We start from the raw sequence: 21685 nt of genomic DNA, 5'->3' as shown, positions 1-21685 counted from the left end.
TATGCAAACGGCACTCACTTACCGGACGAATCGCGACTTGTTTTCGAACTACTATCTAGACGAGCACCTCCCTGAGACCGAGGCGTGGGACGAGGTTAGCGACGACGAACTCCGCGAAGCGAAAGCGGACATTATCGACCTATGGGAGCGAGAGAAAGAAACTGCGCCCAAGCGCAATGAGTCCCAACTTGAGGAGAAGTTCATCCGGCCGATGTTTCGGAAGCTGGGCATCCCCTTTGAGGTTGAGGAGAGCACCAGCCGGACCCAACGGCGGCCCGACTACGGCTTCTTCGAATCCGAGGACGCCGCACGCGGTGCGTTCGAGCGCCGCGAGGAAGGAGGCGATTTCTACAAGGACGCCGTCGCCGTCGCGGACGCCAAGCGCTGGGGTCGGCCACTCGACACCCGTGGGAGTGGGGAACACGAACGGGACTTCGAGAACCCGAGCTACCAGATTCACGTCTACCTACAGGAGACGCCGGCGCGGTGGGCCGTCCTCACTGACGGGAAGAAGTGGCGGCTCTACTACGGCCCGACGAGCCATCGCCTCGACTCCTACTACGAGATCGACCTGCCGACCGTCCTCGAAAAGGGAGATCTTGAGGATTTCAAATACTTCTACCTCTTCTTCAGGCACGGCGCGTTCCTCGAGGACTCCAGCGGCGAGTGCTTCCTCGATGAAGTCTACGACGAGTCCAACGTCTTCGCTCAGGAGTTGGGAGAGGACCTCCAGGACAACATCTACGAGGCGATCAAGGTGCTCTCGGAGGGATTCATGCAGTACCCGGACAACGACCTCTCCGAGGACGATCTCGACCTCATTCACGACAGTTCGCTCATCTACCTCTACCGGCTCATCTTCGTGCTCTACGCAGAAAGTGAGGGTCGTGACCTGCTCGATACGAACAACGAGATCTACGAGAAATCCTACAGTCTGAATACGCTCAAGCAGGATGTCGCTGAAGAACTCGACAGCCCGAATCCGAAGTATCGCGACTGGCAGGACAACCTCTGGGACCGACTGGACGAACTGTTCAAACTTATCGACCAGGGCAGTCAGTCGCGCGGTATCCCTGAGGAGGACCTCTACATCCCGGCATACAACGGTGGGCTGTTCAGAACTGATCCGGACGAGGACGATAGCGTCGAAGCCCGGTTCCTCGCGAACCACCAGGTCGGGGACGCCTATCTCGCTGAGGTTATCGAACTGCTCACCCGGAGTCAGAACGGCAACGGCAGCGGGAAGATCTTCGTCGACTACTCGTCGCTGGACGTCCGCCACCTCGGGAGCATTTACGAAGGGCTTCTTGAGTACAAACTCCACGTCGCTGATGAGCCATTATCCCTTTCCGATGGGGAATATGTGAGTGCTGATGAAAACGACCAAATCGTCGTTGAGAGTGGTGAAATATATCTCACCACTGGTTCTGGTGAGCGGAAGACAACGGGATCGTATTATACGCCAGAATACGTTGTCGAATATATTGTTGAAAACACACTCGGACCGTTGGTTGAAAATATCCGGATAGATCTTGCTGGCCAAAGCGCGTTCGATGAGGGCGGATTCGCCGAGGAGTTCGCCCAAGAGATATTCGATCTCAAAATTCTTGATCCCGCAATGGGAAGTGGACATTTCCTCACGAGTGCTATCGATTATCTGGCTCGTGAAATTATCGATGCACAGGAGCGACAAGCCGCTCAACAGGGTATTGAGACCGTCGATGAGGGACACGATATCAACTGGGCACGACGACAAGTCGCTCAGCGATGTATATACGGTGTAGACCTGAATCCGCTCGCAGTCGAGTTGGCAAAGGTTTCGATGTGGCTTAGGACGCTCGCCGCTGAACAACCACTTGCGTTTCTTGATCACCACCTGAAGACCGGGAACTCTCTAGTCGGCAGCGATATCGAGGAGATCGAAGAATTGGAATCCGATTCCGGTGGGAATGGTCAGAATGCTACTTTAGCTGACTTCGGTGTCGCGCGTAAGGGAACTATTGAGCAGCTTATGCGGATATATCAGGACTTCATCGCAATCGAAAACCAAGAGTTAGCTGACGTAAAGCAGATGGAGTCCAAGTATGACGAATTTGAACGAAACAAGCTCCGGCAACGTCTGGAGGCAATGGCAAATGTCCATACTGCCGAACGGTTTGGTTGTGACAGTATACCTTCAGATGCGTACAAACGCATGGCTTCATCGTTAGAAGATGACAGTAGCTGGGAAGGTATTAGAAATACTTCCTGGTTCCAGACGGCACAAAAATGGTCTGAAGAGAGCCAATATTTCCATTGGAGTTTAGAATTCCCAGAGGTCTTCTATAATCAAGAGGGTGAGAAGATAGGTGATCCAGGGTTTGATGCGGTCATCGGAAACCCGCCTTACGTCCGAGTTCAGAATCTAGATCATGATTTGATTGATTATCTAAAACAACAATATCAGGTCGCGTATCGTCGAATAGATGTTTCGTTAATGTTTTTCGAACTAGCAACAGAACTGTGTAAATCTAGTGGAACAGCATCGTATATCTCCTCGTTACAGTTTCGGAACTCGACTTATGGGGAGAAGCTGCGTGAGTTCTTAGCTAATCGAAATGTGGAGAAAATAGTGGATTTCGGTGATCTACCTGTCTTTGAAGACGCGACAACGTATGCCGGTATCATCGTCTGGAAACCTGACGAACCCACGGAAACTACCGTTGACTACACTAAGGTCAACTCGCTATCTGATGAATTAGTTGATGTCTTACGTAATGAGGCTGAATCTGATGCTATTGACCAGTATCAGACAGCTCTCCCAGCAGATGAGGAATGGACGTTCACTAGCAAGTCAGAGGAAGCTTTAATTGATGAATTAGAAGAGAATCCACGACTGACTGAATTCGCGGAATCATGTACTGGAATGTTCACAGGCAGGGATGAGATTCTCCTTTTTGACCCCGAAGAAGCAGAAAAATCCGATATAGAAGACGAAATTTTTCTTGACGTAATTCGTGGTGGAGATCCTGAACGCTGGCATCTCCCACAAGCGAGCAAAAAATCAATCTACCCATACGAAGAGGTTGATGGAGAAACTCAGTTACTCTCAGTTACTACATTACAGAACAAGTACCCTAACGCATACGACTACTTAGTTTCACATAAGGAAGAGCTCGCTGAGCGTCAGGATTCAAGAGAGAATATCGAAGGCGATGACTGGTATAAGCTCACACGACCGGGGCGAATTCCGGTGTTCAATTCTCGTAAGATCGTTACCTCCGGCGAATCTAAACAGAACCAATTTTGTATTGATGAAGGTGGAAGAGGGTATAGTAACGCACGAGTCTTTTCAGTAGTTCCAAGAGAACTCTCAGCTGAAGCACTTCTTGGAGTGCTTAATTCCAAAGTTGCCGAGTTCTATCTTCACTCTATCTCCCGGATCAAACGAGGAGGGTACTACAGTTACTCTTGTAGTTACCTAGATCAGCTCCCCATTCCTGCACCTGTTGGTGATGAGCTAGAAGAGCTCGTCAAGAGAGTCTGTGAGCGTACAGCAGAATTAGATTCGCTAAATCTGAATCTGAAAGATTACCTCGGAGATTACACCGAAGGACAAAGTCTTGGCGAGTTGTATATGCCGGCAAGCAATCTCAATGAAACTATTCTCACCGACACGTCTGACAAAAAAGAGAACCTTAGATTAGGTGAGGTAAGCGTCAAACAAGAAAATGGAACCGTAAATTTGTACGCTACCGCTCGCTACAAACCTGTTGACCGCGAAGATTACGAAACAGATCAATGGGGCTATACAGAAACTGAGCCTATCCTTGCGATGCAGTTCGTTGGAGTTGATCGTATGATGGAGCGATTACTGCTTGACTTCGTGCCGGTCGCTGTTGAAGAAGCAGGAGGATTCGCAGGTTTCCGGGAAACAGCCACGAAAACTAAGTCGTTAATCGACCGTCTGAGTGATCTTCAGCTGCCAAAAGTGAGCGATGTAGAGGGGGGAATGGAACGCTACATTAAGATTCATTCTAAAGCAGAGGAACTGGAGCAGGAGATCGAAGAACTGGAAACGGAGATCGACGAACAGGTCTACGACATGTATGGCCTTTCCGAGAAACAAATCGACCTGATTGAAGCATCCGTTGACGACCGGTGAATAGCCTAAACAAGGATATAGATCTCTGAAAATGGAAATTGTGAATATTGTTGCCTCAGGCAACCTCGGAGTGGAATTAGATCTTAATACGCTTTATAATGACCTCAATATTGAAAATATCCAATATGAGCCGGAGCAATTCCCTGGGCTTCAGATCAGGTTTGCTCAGGGGGGGCCAGTCATTATTCTATTCTCATCGGGTGCATATACGATAGTTGGTGTGAAGACAAATGAGCAAGTTCAACACCTCTATGATCGTCTGAATGAAACCTTGGGAGAGCTGGGGATCAGCTATGATTCTGAAGAAGGACGTCCCGAAGTTCAGAATCTCATTTGTAAGGATGAGCTTGGTCGCGAAATTGATTTAGATACCCTCGTTATTGCGTTGGGACTTGAGAATGTTGAGTATGAGCCTGAACAATCACCGTTCGTATATTATTGGCCAGAAAACGCAGATTGCTTAATAACAATACCCACCAACGGGCAGTGTATCATAACAGGTGTTAGGACACTCGGGGAAGCTGAAGCTGCTTTCAATAATTTCAAAGATCGTATTGAGCGGCTATTTTCCGATAGAGATTCTCAATGACTAACTTCGAGGTCGGCGATCAAGTCAAGTTCGCCGGCGGGCGTGGAGAAATCACGAAAATCGAGCAACGGCCCAACGGTGGGCATCTCCTCCACGTCTACACCTCGGAGGGCCAGCTCCGCAAACTCCCCAGCGGCCTCCCTCACATCGAGAAACTCGACTCGCTCGTCGATCGCCTCGCAGCAGGCCAGTCCGACGCCCCACTCCACTACGACCTTCGAGAGCGGGCGATCCGGCTGGATCTCGCCTACAAGTACGATCGATTCCTCTCGCTGACCAGCAACCGCATCGAGATCGAACCGTACCAGGTACAGGCCGCCTACGAAATCCTCAACTCCTACGACCACCGCTACCTCATCGGCGACGAGGTCGGCCTCGGGAAGACCATCGAAGCCGGCATCGTCATCGAAGAGCTCATCGCCCGTGACCGGGCCGACCGGGTGCTCATCGTTGCGCCGGCGCCGCTGACCGTCCAGTGGCAAGAAGAGATGCGCGAGAAGTTCGACCGCAACTTCGTCATCTACGACCGCGAGACGGTCCGTACACACCGGAAGTCCCACCCCAACCAGAACGTCTGGAAGCAAGAGGACCTCATTATCACCTCCATCGACTTCGCGAAGCAGACCGTCGACGACCCCGAGTCGGACCGCGTCTCTGTCCTCGATGCCCTCCAAAACCTCGACGAGGAGTGGGATGTTGCGGTCTTCGACGAAGCCCATCACCTCACGGCCCGCCGGTCGAGCGACGACTCAATCGAACGGACAGAGCGGTACAAAGTCGGCGATGCGGTCGCCAACAACTCCGATTCACTGCTCCTCCTCACCGGGACCCCCCACAAGGGGAAGTCGGACCAGTTCTACTTCCTCGTGAGCCTGCTCGACCCGTATCGCTTCAGCCACGAGTCACAGATCAGTCCCGAGGCGCTTGAGGATCTGATGATCCGGCGGCTGAAGGACGATATGTATGAGACCGACGGGACCCGAATGTTCCCCGAGAAGAACATCGAGGCGCTGCCGGTCGAGATGACCCGTGAGGAACGGAAGCTGTACGACGACGTCACCGAGTACATCCGCGAGTACTACAATCTCGCCCAGCAGGAGGAGAACCAGGCGGCGGGGTTCACGATGGTGATCTACCAGAAGCGGCTAGTCTCGAGTATCTACGCGATCCGGAAGTCTCTTGAAAACCGGATGCGGGCGATTCAGAACGACGCCGTCGCCGAAGACCTCCCAGATGAGGTTCAGGACCTCATTCCGCGGTATAGTACCGAACCCGAGACGCTCACTGACGCGGAACGCGCTCGGGTCGAGGAGGCGCTTGAGACAGTCACGATTACGCTCAATCAGTCGCAAGTCCAGCAGGAACTGGACCGCGTGAAACAGCTCTGGCAGCAGGCCAAGAACATCGAGACGGACTCGAAGGCCCGATTGCTCCGGCAGTTCGTCGACCGCATTCTCTCAGAGGATCCCGACGAGAAAATCCTAATCTTCACCGAATACACGGACACGCTGGAGTATCTACGTGACGAGGTCTTCGCTGACCACGACGTCGCCCAGGTGTACGGCGACCTCGAGCAGTCCCGTCGACGGGAAGAGATGAGCAAATTCGAGGAGGAAGCCAACCTGATGCTTGCGACTGACGCCGCCCAGGAGGGGCTCAACCTACAGTTCGCCCACATCATGGTGAACTACGACCTCCCATGGAATCCCATCCGGATCGACCAGCGGATGGGGCGGCTCCACCGCTACGGCCAAGAGCACACGGTCGAGATTCGGAATCTCTTCTTCGCCGATACCCGCGAGAGCGAGATCCTCAACCTGCTCATCGAGAAGACGAACCAGATCGAGTCGGACCTCGGGATGCGCTCTGATGTCCTCGGTCGCGTCCTCGAGGACGTCGACTTGGACGAGACGATTATGGCGGCCATTGCTGAAGGGGAGCCGACTGAACGTGTCGTCGCCGATATCGAGGCGACCATCGAGGAGAAACGTGAGGCGATTCAGACCGTCGAAAACGAGTTCCTAATTCGCGACCGCTTCGATCTCTCCGGCGAAGACGATGAGATTCTCGACGTGATCGAACGCAGTCAACACGGTGAGGTGTCTGAGGACGATATCGAGACGCTCGTGCGTGTGTTCTTCGGCGAATTCGGCGGCTCTATTAAGGGTGTTCGACCCGGACCGGCCCGGATGGAAGGGGACGTGTTCCAGTTGGATGTCCCTGAGGTCCTGAGTGGAAATCAGGTAGCACGACAGTACCCACGCGCCACGTTCACCAAGGATATCGCGATGGAGGAGGATGATGTCGAGTTCATTTCGCTGGACCATCCTCTCGTCGAGTCGCTCATCGAATTCTGCCTGGACGGCGACCGTATCCAGGGTGAAATTGTGACGAAGGTCGCTGCGACGGCGTCTCAAACCCCTGGAATCTTGTTCAATTACCGCCTTGGCTACGTCTCCGGTGCTGGGGATGTGGTGACCGAGAAGCTGGTTCGTCTCTTTGTTCGCCCAGATGGTAGTGTGACAACTGATGTTCCTGAGCTCTCGAAGACGACGGCTCTTAGCGATATCTCATCGTCTCATGAGGTTGATCGGCTCTCGAGTATGGCGGAGGATCTCTACGAGGCTGCAGAGATGAAAGCATGGACGCACGTTGAGTCGTTCGCCGAGGAGGCCCGAACCGAACGAGAACGGGAGATCGAAATCAAACGTGAGCACGCTGAGCGATACTTCGAAGAGCAAATCGAAGAATGGGAAGAGCGGTTAGAGCAGTACCAACACCGTGCTGAGCAGGGTGCGGATATGTCCGCGCCGATTGGGAACGCGAAGCAGAAGCTCGAGAGTCTACGACGAGAACGTGAAGAGGAGCTATCCAGGCTTGAGGAAGAGAAGCATGTTACTCCCCAAGAACCGGAATTAGTAACAGCGGCGTATGTCGTCTCTTCTACAGAGACAAAGGAAGAATGATCTCTATTGCGAACGCTGTCGGGTCGAGAGATTTGGGTGTGGAACTTGATGTCGCCGAGGTCAAGTCCGATTTAGATTTGCCGTACACCGAATACAACCCTTCAAACTATCATGGTCTCTACCTTCGACTTGTTGCGGATGGTCCGCTCATCACGGTTTATCGGAGTGGAAAATACATTATCAGTGGATGCTCGACGTTGGAACAGCTGTACGAGACAAACGGCGCGTTCCTCACGGCACTATCCGAGCTGGACATCGTAAACGCAGAGACTGAAACCAGATTCAAAGTACAGAACGTCGTTTGTACGGCACAGCTGGATGACCCAGTCGATTTGAATACGCTCTCTGTCGCGTTGGGTTTGGAATCCGTGGAATATGAGCCAGAACAGTTCCCCGGACTCATCTATCGGCCCGCTGACCATCCAGCTGTTCTCTTGGTCTTTGCCAATGGAAAGATAGTCATCACAGGTGGTTCTGACGTGGCCACTGCCGAGGATGCGTTCAAGCATCTACAGGAACAGGTAATGACCTACCTCGAAGAATAATCCAAGCTATCTGGTCGTGATTATCCCCGAAATAGACATCAGATTCAGATAACTCACAGAATATCGTCGGTTGTCTCTGCTTGCTTAAATCGACTCAGCTCTGTGTAGCGTAGAGAGTACGGAACTCGGCTTTCGTACTCTATTGGATCTTCTAACTCGTATAGCGAATCAGGTTCGAAGACAACCACTTTCTTGCCTTCATCGAACTCCGCTTGGTCGCCAATATATGACTCCAGCGTTCGGGCAAGAGTGGCATCAGCAGCCGGGACTATTTGTTGCACACGAGCTACGTAGTGTATCTGCTGGACATCATCAGATATGTACATCGCTACGTACTCGGGTTGTTGATTGATATGGACGAATCCCCATGCATTATTCTCTTTGAGGAACTCCACACCCGACGTTTGCGACGGGAACACAGCGACTGTCGCATCATTTGGACCACCTAGTTCGTCCCGAGAAATTGTTCCTTGGACGGCATCTCCACCCGTCTGTGGACCGTCCCAGCTAGTTCCGGTAGTTCCGGCTCCAGTCGATTCGGCACCCGTACTATTGTCCTCTCGAAACTCAATCACGTCCTGAATCAGGCCGACAAGTTGCCCAACATCAACAGCGTTGATCGGAAGAAGAACATCAACCACCTGGTCATGCCGGAGTCCTGAATCTTCCTGAATCTTAAGCAGGTCGAGCAAGCGTTGTGCAGTTATCACTCGCATCCGGTCGCGGTACTGTGAGCCAAACACGGTCTGTGCAACCGTCTCGACATCGCCCTCACCAATTACGTATAGACCATAGATCTGCGACCGCTCAATGTCGTCTCTGTTCGTGAGTTCAGCCATATAATCGCCAGCCTGTCCCGGATCGATGGAGTAGGCGGTCGTTTTCTTCGTTTCCACAACGAGATGGGTTTCATCCTCTGTCGGAGTCGATTTCCAGTGGCCGTCGTACCCGATTATATCACTTCTGCCCTGATAGATACCGTACTCTACCTCAAACCCAAGACGTCGTCCAATGTTATTGACAATATCCTGTAAAGCACGGTTGTGGTACTGCTCAGTTCCTTCCATTGCCTCACGCAGATACGCCTCAATCTCCTCGGTTGTCGTCTGTTCGTTCTCAATTATTTCCCGAAATTGCTCACTAGCGCGAGAATCGTCATTCCAATCGCCAGCAAGGCTAACAATCCGATCCAGAGTGAGTTCGACCATCTGAACGTCGGTTCACAGGGCGATTATATATGTCTGATTCCAGATGGACATCTATTCTCTGGCGAATCATCCGGGCACAAATCAATCGTATTCGTCCAAGGAGGGCTCACGAAAAAATTCAGACTGCACACACACAACAACTATCTCCCGCAGCAGAGACGCCTAGTTGCGGACAGCTAATGAGGATCGGATTTGAATCAGGTAGTCAGATTGAGTACTGTTGGTCGTGCTTATCGCGCTAATCACAACCGCGTAGAGGGAATCATCCAGATCGGCGGATTGCTCTCTAGTTTGCAGAATTGACGAGCGAAGTCTGCGTTGTCGTTGGATCGGGATCAAGCCCCAGCACGACCGATTTGGGGGGTTGGTAACGGACTGTGTCACCCGTCTCAGTCAGTTTTTCGAGCGTCGTCCCCTGCAGGTGAGCGACCGGCGACAGCACCGGCCTGACATCTGGATGCAACTCCAGCCACTCGTCGAACCGATCACCGCGTCCTGTCACAGCCAGCGTCAGTTCACCGCCGTAGTCGATCTCCCGGTGTCCTAGTTCGTAGAGAACTTCGGCGATAACAGCCATCTCGTCGGCGAACTGCGGTCCGTAGGCATTTGTGTCCACCTCAGGGGTAGGAGTTGCAACTCGCGAACTGCTGTCCTCGCCGCCGAACGGGAGACAAATCCGCCATTCCGTCGCTCGACCCGGCCCAAGATCCTCGCGTTGGATGACGCCGGCAGCCTCGAGGTCGGCAAAGTACGTCTCATTGTTCCGAAGCGTCTGTGTCGAGACGTCCAGAAGGTCGGCAAGGTCACCCGTCGCCAGGGGTTCATCGACATCCAGCAGTATCGCGACGGTTTCCGAGACAGACTGGGGGCCGATATCGGGCAAGAGTTCGGCGGCATCGAGCATCGACAGCGCATACCGAATGTCTTCGGTCGTGAGGTTCCGTGGCCGGTCCGTCTCGGCACCGAGATAGGAGACGGCCCGTGCCGCAGCGAAGGCATCGCTCGTCAGTGCATGGAGGATCGAAACCGTCTCTCGGGTCGGTTTCAGCGATTTGAGGCTGAGTTGCCGGGACAGCGCAGTGGCGACGGCGTCGCGACGATCACCGTTGACGATATCGACATTCAGTATGAACGCTGAGAACCCGTCAGCCTCGTCCTGAAGATCGAGATACTCGTCAAGATTTTCGAGGTGCGAGCGCATCGAATCGACGGTCGGCCCGGCCAAGACCCAGCTGCCAGTCGTGTCGCCGGTTGGGTCAGTTGCATCGACGTCAGGCGTCGCGAGAAGTTGGGACCGCTTGTCTGTGCGGTCCTCGTAGAGGACACGATACGCGGAATAGAGCCCGTAGCGACTGGACACGGCTGTCTGGGTTGCGATCATCTTCGCGAGGTGATCCCGGCGGCAGCCATCCGAGACAGCCCACTCAGGAATCTTGAGGACACGGGTGATGTCGACCCCCAGCATATCATAGATTCGAGAGACAGTGCCGAGCAGGCCGTGTGCGGTCCGGGCCAACATTGACAGGCCGTTGTTCTCGTCGTTGCTGTCGTCCTCAACGTCGACGTCAACACTCATCGATAGTAGGCCGTCGCGAGCCTGTCGAAGCCGGGATTGAAGCCCCTTCGCGTCGGCGTCTTGGTTTCGTAGGTAGCCCAGACAGCCGCCGTCCCGGAGTAGATACGGGTCAGTCACTGGGAGTCCATCAAGACCAGACCGGTCTGGCCCGCCAGCGAGTCTGTTCTGCGTTAAGACCTGCTGAAACGCCGGTTCCGAGAGTAACGCCGCACAAAGACGGACCAGTGTGTGGGCCTGGTAGCCGGCTGCTTCAACCTCAACAACGACCTCGTCGCGCTCCTCTAGGAATGAGTAACCGACCCCACGAGAGTCCCCAGTCGAGTCGACCGTGCGGGACGAGAGCGCGATTTCGCCGGGAGCGGCCGCTGAGACCGCTGCGTCGTGGATGTGACCGTCAAGGAACGAGACGGACGGCGTGGTGCTGGAGCCGCCGCGGGTGGCGGTCGCGGCCTCGCTGTCGGGCCGGTCCCCCTCCTCTCCTTTGGCGGTTGGGGTGTACACGGAACTGTGCGGAGATTTTGGGGGGTCAGTAACGCCGGGTGAATCGGCCCGCTGGCTGGTACCCACTCCTTGCGTGCTCTCGTCAATACGCCCCGTACCGCCATCAGAGGGGACAGACGAGGTTTCGAGAGAGGAGTCTGGGTGTTCATCCAGCAACGCATAGCCCGCTGGCAGCAGGCGAACAGTCCGTTCGTGTGTACCATAGGATTTCACCAGATCGGCGTCAGCCATCCGCTTCACCCACGCGCGTATCGCTTCGCGAGAGGACCACTCCAAGAGCGTGTGACTTTGGAGAGCATCGTAGGTCAGTTCCTCTTTTGTGGCATCTGCGACGGCGTAGAGGCGCTTCCAGTCCTCATGGTTTGCCCCTCGGTCGGCCAAGAGATTTCGGACGTGCTGGCGGCGCTGTTCTGTTCGCGTTGTCACGGCGTCGGACCCGTGCAGGCACGATTCCAGAGACTGAATAACGCTGGCCGGCAGCACCTTATCAAACTCGGAGAGGAGATGTCGCTGGACTCGTGGCGTCGCGTTCGTCAGGACGATCTCGATACCAACACTCAGTTCGACGAGAAACTTGATCAGCGCCGTGCGTTGTGTTCGAGAGAGGTCCCACAACTCACGCACGTCGACGGCAAGCGTTGGCTGGACGTCGGCGGCCTCAAGCATCGTGATCGGCCCCTCAAGCACATCAGCAAGCGATGAATGGGTCCCGATAGATGTTGCTCCACCGAGCTGGCGAGACACTTCCAGCAGCCGGAACCACTGCAACTGAGAGTCGGCTGCTTGGGCGGCCAGCGTCGCGTAGTGGTACTCGTCTCCCGTGCCGGGAATCTCGTCAGTAAGTGCCGTGACACCGCACTCTTCGATCAGTGTCGCCCGCCACTTGTCGCGAGGCACATCCGCGACCAGTTGGCGTAGCGCTGTCAAGAGTGCATCCGAGAGTTGCGTGTCGGGCTCCCAGAGGGCGCGATTGAGAGCCGTAGGACTCGTTATGGCCTCTGGGCCGAGTGATAGTCGTGCGGTAGGGTCTATCGACCCCTCGGGGCGAACGTCGAAGCTCGTCATGTCCGGCGATTACGACAGTCTCACAGCTATCTGCCGACGCGACTAGGCCCAAACACAGCGCAGAGATGGCTCTCTCTGTTCGGGCGCAACGCTTATTTCATCACGGCAAGAAGCAGTAGGTGAGAACGATAGTAGGCTCACCTTTTCAGCCGGGGTCGCGCCAACGACCCCGGCGTCCTGCCTCTCACCGATTAGCGGTGAGTGTTTTTCGTATGCTTGATGTTGATTTGGTTTGGCCGCTCCTGTCTTAAACACCGCGGCTAGTTTGTCTGCCGCGCGTCAGACAAGAGTTAGTTGACTGTCTTGAGTGGACCAGCGATCTGCGATTGACTCTCCAGCTGTCGACGGGGAGCGGTCCCGTCTCGCTGGTCCCCTGTTGAGTCGTTGCACTTGTATGTGACAATATCTAGTCAGGTTATATGTATTTTTTCCTTTCACTTTGCCGACAGTATAGCCGAAACTATAATGACATATATAGCCTATATTCTAAATATTCTTTCAGTATCAGGATTTTCATGTGACTGAGTTAATTATACTTTCCAAACATATTTTTCACAGCCTGAGTATACATGGGTGCGTAAAACTACGTCATTCACGTAAAATACTGCCTGTCAAAATCTAGAATGTTATATTCTGTTCACAAGTTATTTGTTCATCCCACTGTCATAACATGCTGGTGGATTCAAGACAGAATTCACCAACTGTATAAGAAAACCAACATAACGCTACCAGCGGATTACCGGTGGGGAATCGGCGGGCAAGCAAGACCGCAAAAACAGAGATATCTATGTCAACACAAACCACAGCATCGAACGCATCGACCGCACAACCAACACTCTACACGCACGCGAAGCGGCGGTTTGCTGACGCGTGGCTCACGCCCGGCGTGCGACAGACAACGCAGTTACTGCTGATCCTCACGCTGTTTGCTGGCTCGGCGATGGGCCAGACCGACGTCGGGAACATCTACTGTAACACTGCTGTCGAGGATGGCGTCAACGTCGTCTTTGGCGCGCTGGCTGGTCTTGGCCTGCCAGCAACGATGGTGTTCGTCGGTCGCAGTGGCCTGTCGTATATGCGGGCCTCTGGCAACCCGAACCAGCAAAACGAGGCCCGCCGGGACCTCATCCTCTCGCTGGTTGGCCTCGGCGTCGTCGTGCTGGCAATCGTAGCTCCAGAGCTCATCACAAAGTTCGGGGACAACGTCGGCTTCGGCTTTTCCGACTGCGTGACGCCATTCTGAAGATACGATGCCATCACTCCGCTCACTGCTGATGATCGCGGCCCTTTGCTCGCTGCTCTCGACAGCCGCAGCTGCGGGGCCGGCGTCCGCTGGTGGCAACCCAGCCCAAATTGAGCGGGGGACGGCACACTCCCTTCCCGACACGAGTCACGGTGGCGTGGGGGTACTCCAGCAAAACGCCACCGCACCGAATGGCTCCAACCGCAAGGGAACACAGACGAATCGCACCGAAAACAACGAATCTAGCGTCCAAGACCCAGCAGGCAACAGGACAACAGCCAACGGAACCGAGGGCAACGAGTCCGTTGATCGAGGGCCAGCGGCGAACCAGACAGAAGCAAACAGGTCCGTCGAAGTTGGAGCAAGGCAGAACCTCAGCGCGAAAGTCTCGTGCTACGAGAACGCCTCGAACCCGCCGGCCAATGCCTCTGTCGGGGACAACGCGACGCCGGGTGTCCTGCCCCCGAACCGGTCCTACAACCACAACCACACCTTCTTCCGTGCGCTGTGGTCTGGCGATCCCGATCATCCGAACCTCACACGGGCTGACCGGGCCGAGGCTGAGAACGGCACGCTGGCCGTCCTGCCCTCATGCACGGGAGATATGGTTTCTCGCGAGCCCTCGAACACGACGCTGTGGAACCGGCCCGAACACGACTCGTTCCGGACTGGCATCGAGAACGCCTCGCACCCAGTGAACGTCACGGACACTCGCTCTGGACTCTGGATTCGTGACGCCTACGTCGCGTTCTTCAGCATCGAGCCATCGACGGTCGTCCATCAACAGGGAGGCACGGAACGGCTGGTCCGTCCGAACGGGACCGTTCGTGCCATCCACGACTACCGGGTGTACATCTCGGAGTTCTTCGAGGACGACTTCCGCGTCCTGAACACGTCGACGAACACGACGCTGTACGCCAACGGCACTGCGATGGACAACAGCACTGCCGCCCAGCCCACCCTCAACTACACGGAGATCAACGGAACCACTGAACTCCAGTTGGTCACGACGATCTCGACGAATATCTCGGAGATTGGCGATGACGAGATTGACGAGTACGAACTGACGGTCACGGACTCACGGACAGTCCAGGTGGAAAATCTCTCCGAGCGGGCCATGGTCGTCGAGCCCGGCGTCGTGCCGAACGGCAGAGGGGCCACGACCGACGACTATCGCATCGGGACTGTAATCCCCGGCAGCTGGCAGAGCGTCCAGTTCGATGGCGGATACGAAGTCCAGAGCAAGTGGCGGTTCTATACTCGCTCACCGCCGGGCTGGGAAAACTGGTCGGAGAACACGACCACGCCAGTACGACCTCTCGAAACCCACGCTGTCCGGACGACGGAAGGCCCAGAGGTCACGGTCAACCGCGTCCAAAACGAGAGTGCCGACGGCTGGCGGTTCGTCCCATCGCTCGAAGCGACGTATCCGGCAAATGCGACTGCGAACACGACGGCGAACGCAACCAACAGGACGACGCTCCCGCCGGAGATTCGGATCAACCGTTCGGAGACGTTCACGACGGCAGATCGGTTTACCATTCGGAGTGCGGAACAACTCCGGACAGAGAACTTCGAGATCAACGGACTGGTTCGCGGGAACAGCATCGAACAGCCAGCGGACTCGACGAACCCGACGCTAATCCGCGAGGTCAATATCACCTCCGAGGTCGTCAACTCGACCGACAACTCGACGGACCTGCTGGTCCGTGTCGAACCGACGGCTGGCTTCCCGATTGCGGCAGGGAACGTTACCGTCGCAACGGGTCAGTCCCGGGTCGAACGGTCACTGTCTGGCGATGATGAGATTACGGTCACCGTCGACCAAGGCGAAGTCTCCTCGGCGATAGTCACGTATCGCCCGGCTCAGATCTGGTGGGAGCAAGGGCGTGCTGTCCCAGTGCGAGACACCCAAGAGCGGGTCGCGTATGAACTCGATCTCCCAGACCTTGCGGAGTTCATCGACCTCGCTGTGGTGACGCTCCTGACAGTGTTGCCGGCTGTGCTGGCGCTGTATGGCTACGACGTCTGGACGAGAGGCAAATTTGTTGGTTGGTATAATCCATGACAAAGCAAGATATACCACGAAACAGCAGTATCGACCGCAGAACAGTGCTTGGACTCCTTAGCGGGAGCCTTGCCGCGCTTGCAGGCTGCAGTGGCGGGCTGTTTGATGATAGCGGCGGAGACGGTGGAAGCGCCGGCCCGCCAGAAGAGCAGTCCGACTACATCGAAGAGACGTCGATTGAGATTGTCGAGAACGGCCGTCAATTGGCTCTGGAAGTGGCTGTGACCGATGAGATTGAGCCCTCATCGGTTAGCATCATCACAGAGTCCGGTCGGGAGTTCTCCAGTGACTACTTCAGTCCTGGCGAGACCCGGACACGCCTCTCGCTAACAGAAGGAGAGGATTCGTACGAACCGCTGCCTCGGGGACAGCACACGCTCTATCTCCGTGGTGACGACGTCGAAACCAAACTCCCACTCGAACTGGGCACTACGTTTGAGTTTGAGGAGGTTATCCCTGGGGCTGAACATCCAGACTTCGTCGATGGTAGCTTGGCGATGGTTGTGCGGAACGTGGGGAAACGCACAGATGCAGCATCTCAGACACTACTGAATGGTGAGGAGAAAAGCAATCGCTTCGTTCCAGTGAAGCCCAGCGAAACCGCTGTGGTTAAATTTGATTTCCTTCTTGAAGACCATGGAGGTAATTGTAGGAGAGTTGATGAGAGAGGTGAAATAGTTGAGATCGATCAAGCACTGACTGTCAATTTTCTCTGGAGCGACTCAGTTACAGTCAGCCTGCCCATCAGATATGACGACACAAGCGGCTGCAAACGATCTCTGGCCGGTGAGCCAGAAGAAATCACTGCAACCCCAGCGGAGACAGAGACATAGCAATGCAGACGGAAATTGCTGGGGAAATCGTGAAGGAGATTGCCGAGAGGGTGGTTGCAGAACTCTCGTCGGCAATTACATCTGGTATCAGTGGCTTCCTTGATCAACTCAAATCGGACATCGTTGATTATCTCGACGGGTTTCTAGAGAAACTTATCGATCCAATGGTTGGGACACCTGCCCCTGAAGGACCGAATTCAGCAGCCCCTGTCGACATTGCATTTGAGTCGGCGAGCAATGCTCCGTGGAACTCGCTAATCTCAGGCATCTACTTCGATGGAATCGTTGGGTTAGCGCTCGGCATCCAGCTTTCTGTTCTGGCGATGATTGGGCTCAGGTACGGGTCAATGAACCCTGTTATCCGGAAGAAACTCCTACGTCGCCTCGGAGTTGCCTTCCTTTCGCTGTTCTTCTGGCTCCCAGTGGCCTCACTAGGGACACAATTCTTCGACGCTATCGGTGAGGCGACTTACCGCTCCGGTCAGTCGAAAGAAGAGATCGCCGCACTAATTGGCTCAGTCCAGCAGATTGCGGATCTCAGCCTTGGGATATTCCTCGTCCTCATGGTTGTTGGACTGTACGTTTACCTCAAGGCGGCGTTCATCTTCATCACTCGGTGGCTGCTGGTCTTCCTGCTGACGCTGTCGATGCCACTGGTTGCGACGTTCTGGGCAGTCGAAGTCTGGCCGCTGAACCGCTTCTCGGGACTGGCAAAACAGGTCGCCGGCGCATATCCCGGAGTCCTCGCTGCGGGCATCCCGCCTGCGATCCTGATCCGCATGAGCTTTGAAGCGACAAACTGGGGACTGGCTTCTGACCTGTCCCTGTTCATCAGCCTCGTGACGCTGTACTTGGCGGCGAAGTCTCAGAAGGTCCTCATCCAGCGCAGTAGCCGTGTGGCAATCCAAGTCAGCGAACAGGCGCTCGCCGGCGGCAAAAAGCCACTCAAGATCGGTGCGGCGGCTGGTGGCGCAGCGGCGACAGCCGGCGCTGGCGCGGTCGGTGGCCCCGGCGCAGCAATGGCGACGGGTGGCACGATTCGGGCTGCCTCAGGCGCTGCAAAAGGGCGTGTCGGCAGTGCTGCCACGGGAGCCCAGATGGTCCACCGCCAGATGGCAGCTAACCCCGCTGGCATGAAGAGGGGTTCTAGCGGTTCCGGTGGCGGCAGTAGTCCCACCGGCTCCGGAGGTGGCGGCAACAGTGGCTCCGGCGGCGGTGGCTCCGGTGGCTCAGGCGGTTCCGCTCCGCCTTCTGGCGGCGGCAGTGGCAGTAGCGGGTCTGGTGGATCTGGTGGCTCACCGCCCTCCAGCGGCGGGAGCGGGTCCAGTGGAAGTCCCCTCAACAGCCGATTCACCAACGGTGGTTCGTCCAGCTCGTCCGGCTCGTCTGGCTCGTCTGGTGACTCCGAGAGTGACGACACTCCGATTAGCGAACGCCAGACGAAGATGGAGCGCCAAACCAAGATGGAGCGCCAAACACAGATCAACTCTGGCGATACCAGAGTCTACGAGTCTGACTCAGACCCGCCGTTCTCCGACGACGACTTCGACGAGAACGATACCGAGACCACGGAGTCCGATGAGTCCGAGTCGTACGACTCGCTCAGGGATGTGTTTGCAACTGATGACGATATATTAGGGCCGGATGTGTACCGCGACGGCTTGCCTCACAAGGAGGATGACGACTAATGGCTGACTCAGAAGAAGAGTACAACACGAACATCATCCACGAATCGCTCGGAGATTCGACCAACTTCTGGGGCGACTACACACTCGGGGAACTCATCCTGTTCCTCATCCCGCCGTTTGGCTTCCTCGTCGCGATGGGGATGCCATTCGTGCCAGCGGCGCTGTTCTTCCCCACGTTGGCTCTCACAGCGGTCGTGGAAGTGTTCCTCTACATCCTGCACAAAGTCCGGCCAGATCACTATCGCCTGACTGAGTGGCTACGGGTCAAACTGTTCTGGCTCGTCAAAAAGCGCCAGTACACTCACGGCCAAGGGAATCAGGATACTCGGCAGGTCACCCGATTAGAGCGGGTTATGCCCCACGGCATTGAGCGCGTCGACGGAGCGTACGTCGGCGCGGTCGAAGTCGAGCCCGCCAATATGTCGCTGCAGGACGACGAGAAATGGGACAAAGCCGTCAAGTCACTCACACGCCTGTCTGAATCCCTGACTGGGCGGGCGAAACTCCACGTCACGACGGCCGAAGTCGACAACGAGTCCCACATCCAAGCGCATATCGACCGACTCGACGACCCCGATGCGAAGAGCCATTCGATCTTCCGGGGCGTCCTCATGGAGTTCGTCAACCGCTACATCGACGACAGCGGCAACGTTGAAACTGAGACTGAACTCCAGCGCAAGTACTACATCGTCGTCTGGGTCACTGACGACGACATTCACGACCTCCAGATGAACAGCGACTCCATCGCGGATTACCTGACTGGGATACCGGTCATTGGGCGGCTGTTCACTCGATTCGACAGTGACACGCTCACTGACGCCGAGCGAGAAGAGTTCAAAGCCAAGAAGCTCCACGACCGGCTCGAAACCGTCGACAGAGCAGTCAACAATATGTTTCGGTGCCGTAGCCGGTCGGTCAGCCCCCACGAACTGGCGCACTTGACTGAGGACTACTGGGCCTGTGAAACGCGGTCGGAACGCGAGTACGAAGAGGCGGCCTCCGTCTCTCCGGTGACGTACTCCGCTCGGGAACTCATCAAGCACGGCGAGGGTGCCACAGCCCACGACGCTGCGGAGGGGATGGACACCGACGACGTTGGTGGGACCGACTACGAGGTCGACGAGACTGACTTCGTCTCCCAGTTGCATAGACCGGGAGAGAACCATCGATCACTGGTCGCGCCGACGGATATCGAATGGGAAGCCGACCACGCCCTCATCGACCAAGAGACGTACACGCGGTGCTTCTGGATCGAGACGTATCCCGAGCATCCGACGAGTGGGATGCTGGAGCAACTGCTGCTGGATACGGACCTCGCCGTCGACGTCTCAATCCACATCGACCCATACGACGCTGATACAGCAGTGTCGGTGATGAAGGAGTGGATTTCCTCGCTGAAGATGCTGCAAAACGACAAAGGAGAGCTGGAAGCGGAGGATATCGAACAGGAGGTCAACCAGGCAAAGTACATCCGGCAGATGGTCCGGCGCAATCACACGTCTCTGTTCCGTGTTGGGGCGTTCATCCGCCTCACTGCGGAGACCGAAGAAGACCTCCGGAAGCAAACGAACCGGCTCGAAACGCTGCTGCGCGACTCGCCGTCGAACTGTGGGGTCAAGCGAACGACCCGCCGGCAGGAAGCAGGACTGGTGACCGTCTCGCCGATCGGGGCCAACGAACTGGGCCAGAATCGGCTTTCTTCGATGACCGGGGAAGCGCTCGGGTCGCTGTTCCCGTTCTCGTCGAACTACCTGCGGATGGAGGACGGCATCGAGTACGGACTGCACGGCCACAACGACTCCTCGCTGCTGATCGACCCGTGGGAACTGGAAACCGGCCACTCGGAGCTGGTAACTGGGATGCCCGGCGGCGGGAAGACCCACGGCACGCAGGCTCGGGCGATGCGGATGCTGAAAAAGCGGTCGGACGTCAAGCAGATCTACATCGACCCGGTCGGGGATATGCACGGCAGCGCGAAGATGCTGGATGCAAAGACGATCACAATCAGCGGCGAGACGCCGTTGAACCCGTGCGAGATGCATCCGACGCCTCAGCATGTGCTCGAACAGTCCCCCGATATGCAGCCCGTCTCAGCGAAGAAAGACGAAGTGTACGGAGTGATCGAGAACTTCCTGCAATCGCGGGATGTCGATCTGGAGATGCACAGCGGCCTCATCACGTTCCTGATCGACACGATATTCTCCGAGTCCGATATCGACCCAGCGGACCCGTCGACGCACACGCCGGAAAACTCGCCGGACCTGAGTGACTTCCTCGAAGTCGTTGACCGCCTCCAGGAAGAGCCAGAAATGTTCCCGGGAGCGACGACGGAATCGTCCCAGCAGAAAATCCAGCAGTACGCAAACGAACTCTCGATTGCACTGCATCCGTTCCGGCCGGGGAGTACCTTTGGCAACCTCTCGAAAGAGTCGGACTTGCGGCTGATCGACGACAGCAGCAAGGCCGTCTATCTGGACCTCCAACAGGTCGAAGGCTCGGGTAGTGGCCTCGGTAAGCAGTCGTTCATCATGCAACTGCTGTTGTCGACGCTGTACCAGCAGGCCAAGAATATGCAACAGAAGGTCGAGATCATCATCGACGAAGCTCACTACCTGTTCAACGACGACGCAAATCTGGAGTCGCTGAACCAGATTGCGCGGCACCAGCGCCACGCCGGACTGCGACTGGTGATGCTGTCCCAGACGCTCTCTGAGTTCGAGGACAAGGGAGCCGCTGAGGAAATCGCAGGAATGTGCCCGATCAAGGTGCATCACCGCGAGCCGGAACTGGGCGACGAAACCGCAACGAGCGCTGGGCTAACGAGCGAACAGCAGTCCTACATCCAGCACGCCGAAGCCGGCAAGGAGTCGCTGGGCGACGGACAGGGCTACTCGCAAGCACTGGTTCGCGTCGACGAACATGGCGATTACCCGCTGACGATCAAGACGTCGTGGGAGGAAAAGCAGATCATTGACCTCGACGCTGACGCGGAAGATGCGCTCGACGTTGTTGCTCACGAGGCTGACTCCCGCGCTGCTGATTTCGAAGAGTTCGTGCGCTCGAAGGCAGTCGAGCAAGAGCTAGCGAATCGTGGATTGTCCCCGGAGAAGGCTGAACACGTCCTCAACGGACTCAGCGAAGACGAGTTGGTGGATGTGGTGTCTGTAGCGCTTGACCAGACACAGCCAGAAGCAGTTGTCGCTGACGGTGGTATCGAGGCAGAGACTGATGCGGAGCTTGACACTACGGAGTAATTCAC

The 21685-nt window shown here is 55.9% G+C and carries 11 protein-coding genes; 9 read left to right on the top strand and 2 right to left on the bottom strand.

All coding sequences use genetic code 11. The features are described from left to right. Position 1 precedes the first annotated feature (1 nt). Genes C444_RS08605 through C444_RS08590 form a run of 4 tightly spaced genes read left to right on the top strand, consistent with a single transcriptional unit; the run spans position 2 to position 8244 of the window. Complete coding sequence (locus tag C444_RS08605) at positions 2–4144, top strand: Eco57I restriction-modification methylase domain-containing protein (protein WP_004592319.1); 4143 nt, start codon at positions 2–4, stop codon at positions 4142–4144. Between the two features lie 31 nt (positions 4145–4175). Continuing rightward, positions 4176–4733, top strand: a complete 558-nt coding sequence (locus C444_RS08600; RefSeq protein ID WP_004592318.1) for a TATA-box-binding protein — start codon at positions 4176–4178, stop codon at positions 4731–4733. Continuing rightward, positions 4730–7699: a DEAD/DEAH box helicase gene (locus tag C444_RS08595; protein ID WP_004592317.1), complete on the top strand. Its 2970-nt coding sequence runs from the start codon at positions 4730–4732 to the stop codon at positions 7697–7699. The genes C444_RS08600 and C444_RS08595 overlap by 4 nt, the downstream gene beginning before the upstream one ends. Beyond that, positions 7696–8244 (top strand): TATA-box-binding protein, encoded by a 549-nt coding sequence (locus C444_RS08590; protein WP_004592316.1) that lies wholly within the window; start codon positions 7696–7698, stop codon positions 8242–8244. The genes C444_RS08595 and C444_RS08590 overlap by 4 nt, the downstream gene beginning before the upstream one ends. A 53-nt stretch (positions 8245–8297) precedes the next feature. Here the strand turns inward: C444_RS08590 and C444_RS22740 are convergent, their stop codons facing one another. Both C444_RS22740 and C444_RS08580 read right to left on the bottom strand, forming a co-directional pair. Then, entirely contained in the window at positions 8298–9452 is a 1155-nt protein-coding gene (locus C444_RS22740; protein ID WP_004592315.1) for a hypothetical protein, read from the bottom strand. A 286-nt stretch (positions 9453–9738) separates the two neighbouring features. Further along, a complete protein-coding gene (locus tag C444_RS08580; RefSeq protein WP_004592314.1) occupies positions 9739–12594 on the bottom strand; it encodes a hypothetical protein in 2856 nt (951 codons plus the stop codon). A 787-nt stretch (positions 12595–13381) separates the two neighbouring features. Here C444_RS08580 and C444_RS08575 point away from each other — a divergent pair. From C444_RS08575 to C444_RS08555, 5 genes are read left to right on the top strand one after another with little or no spacing between them, the layout of a single operon-like run. Next, the gene (locus tag C444_RS08575; protein ID WP_004592313.1) at positions 13382–13837 is read left to right on the top strand and encodes a pilin; all 456 of its coding nucleotides are present in this window, start codon (positions 13382–13384) and stop codon (positions 13835–13837) included. A gap of 7 nt (positions 13838–13844) precedes the next feature. Beyond that, positions 13845–15905, top strand: coding sequence for a hypothetical protein (locus C444_RS08570; protein ID WP_049909350.1), 2061 nt, complete (start codon positions 13845–13847; stop codon positions 15903–15905). Beyond that, on the top strand, positions 15902–16738 hold the full coding sequence (locus C444_RS08565) for a hypothetical protein (protein WP_004592311.1): 837 nt from the start codon (positions 15902–15904) through the stop codon (positions 16736–16738). Before C444_RS08570 ends, C444_RS08565 begins: the two co-directional genes overlap by 4 nt. Before the next feature lie 2 nt (positions 16739–16740). Next, a complete protein-coding gene (locus C444_RS08560) occupies positions 16741–18426 on the top strand; it encodes a hypothetical protein (RefSeq protein WP_004592310.1) in 1686 nt (561 codons plus the stop codon). Then, complete coding sequence (locus C444_RS08555; RefSeq protein WP_004592309.1) at positions 18426–21680, top strand: VirB4 family type IV secretion system protein; 3255 nt, start codon at positions 18426–18428, stop codon at positions 21678–21680. Before C444_RS08560 ends, C444_RS08555 begins: the two co-directional genes overlap by 1 nt. Positions 21681–21685 lie beyond the last annotated feature (5 nt).

The sequence above is a fragment of the Haloarcula japonica DSM 6131 genome (genome assembly GCF_000336635.1).
Lineage (GTDB): Archaea > Halobacteriota > Halobacteria > Halobacteriales > Haloarculaceae > Haloarcula > Haloarcula japonica.
Note: the sequence above shows the minus strand (reverse complement) of the source record. Positions and strands in the feature narration are given on the sequence as shown.

Excerpts from the sequence above, each read along its gene's own strand:
- C444_RS08605 (WP_004592319.1), top strand. The coding sequence starts at position 2 with ATGCAAACGGCACTCACTTACCGGACGAATCGCGACTTGTTTTCGAAC.
- C444_RS08600 (WP_004592318.1), top strand. The coding sequence starts at position 4,176 with ATGGAAATTGTGAATATTGTTGCCTCAGGCAACCTCGGAGTGGAATTA.
- C444_RS08595 (WP_004592317.1), top strand. The coding sequence starts at position 4,730 with ATGACTAACTTCGAGGTCGGCGATCAAGTCAAGTTCGCCGGCGGGCGT.
- C444_RS08590 (WP_004592316.1), top strand. The coding sequence starts at position 7,696 with ATGATCTCTATTGCGAACGCTGTCGGGTCGAGAGATTTGGGTGTGGAA.
- C444_RS22740 (WP_004592315.1), bottom strand. The coding sequence starts at position 9,452 with ATGGTCGAACTCACTCTGGATCGGATTGTTAGCCTTGCTGGCGATTGG.
- C444_RS08580 (WP_004592314.1), bottom strand. The coding sequence starts at position 12,594 with ATGACGAGCTTCGACGTTCGCCCCGAGGGGTCGATAGACCCTACCGCA.
- C444_RS08575 (WP_004592313.1), top strand. The coding sequence starts at position 13,382 with ATGTCAACACAAACCACAGCATCGAACGCATCGACCGCACAACCAACA.
- C444_RS08570 (WP_049909350.1), top strand. The coding sequence starts at position 13,845 with ATGCCATCACTCCGCTCACTGCTGATGATCGCGGCCCTTTGCTCGCTG.
- C444_RS08565 (WP_004592311.1), top strand. The coding sequence starts at position 15,902 with ATGACAAAGCAAGATATACCACGAAACAGCAGTATCGACCGCAGAACA.
- C444_RS08560 (WP_004592310.1), top strand. The coding sequence starts at position 16,741 with ATGCAGACGGAAATTGCTGGGGAAATCGTGAAGGAGATTGCCGAGAGG.
- C444_RS08555 (WP_004592309.1), top strand. The coding sequence starts at position 18,426 with ATGGCTGACTCAGAAGAAGAGTACAACACGAACATCATCCACGAATCG.